Raw genomic sequence first — 1,132 nt, 5'->3', positions numbered from 1 at the left:
TTGATCTAAATAAGTAACCAGCTCATCTAAATTACAATTTTCTTTATTCTTTAACCACTCGCTCACTTCAGTATTTTGTCGAGCTGTTAAATACCCTTTTGACCCTTTATGTCCTAGTTTGATTCCGGCGATGCCTTGGGTTATAAATTGTTTTTTCCAATAACCAATAAAAAAATTACTTACACCTAAAGTCTTGCTGATTTCATGGTAGATATTACCTGAGAGCGCCATCCTTACAGCTATTGCTCGTTTTAGTTCTCTGGCATCTATATCGCTTTTAATGAAAGATTCTAAACAATCTATTTCTTTTTGCCTATCTTTTTGTTGCAGTTGTAAGTTATTCATTTTTTTATTGTCCCAATCAAGTATTGCATATAATTGTATCATAGTCTTGATAATGATTTAGGATTGCTATCTAGCAATCCTAAATCAATTGCAAAAATCTTGGGCTTCACTAATCCTGATTAACTGGGTATTAATTCAGAGTTTTTAGAAAAAAAGCCATACATCTCTAGCTTGGGAAAATTAAAATTCTGACAATGAGTTACAAGCATGAATAGTTTTTTAATAAGTGAGAAAGATTTACATAAATACCAATTTTCTCTCAAAAATATTTTGGCTTGAAGCCAAATATCTTCTACAGGGTTTTGTTCGGGTGCATTAGGCGCAAATAATTCACATATTATCAGCCATTCAATTTTTTTTAAATCTTGATTAACCTGATTAAGATCATCTCGCATTTCTCCATAAATATGGTAACTTGGCCCATCCCAAAATATTAAAATTCTCGCTCCTTTATTTAGACTTTGGAGGTATTTGACAAACAAAACTGTATTCTTTGAATTCCCGGCTTCATATTCTCGCACAAAAAAAAATTGTTTGATAGTTTATGGCTCCAAAATATGTTTGCCTTTCTCTCTGATTTGTCATCGGAACTTCTATTCTTTTATTCGTCTTTCCCCAAACATATCCACAAACATCGCCCCACAGAAGATGACATTCATCAATCATATACACCACAAGCTTTCCTGCCTCTATGTCTTCTCTGTTTTCTTCTAGTACAAGCAAGCGGAAGTTAGGTTAGTATTGGATGCTACTGGTTGATTGGAGGATGATACCGTGCCCCAACTAG

At 33.7% G+C, this 1,132-nt stretch carries 2 protein-coding genes; both read right to left on the bottom strand.

All coding sequences use genetic code 11. The features are described 5' to 3' along the window. Positions 1 to 345, bottom strand: a 345-nt coding sequence (locus tag QUA57_RS28585; protein WP_333251582.1) for a helix-turn-helix domain-containing protein, incomplete at its 3' end; no start/stop codon positions are given. A gap of 119 nt (positions 346 to 464) precedes the next feature. Then, positions 465 to 866 (bottom strand): hypothetical protein, encoded by a 402-nt coding sequence (locus QUA57_RS28580; protein ID WP_333251579.1) that lies wholly within the window; start codon positions 864 to 866, stop codon positions 465 to 467. Positions 867 to 1,132 lie beyond the last annotated feature (266 nt).

Origin of the sequence: Microcoleus sp. Pol7_B2 (genome assembly GCF_036701035.1) — a bacterium.
Lineage (GTDB): Bacteria > Cyanobacteriota > Cyanobacteriia > Cyanobacteriales > Microcoleaceae > Microcoleus.
This window is presented reverse-complemented; position numbering and strand designations above follow the sequence as displayed.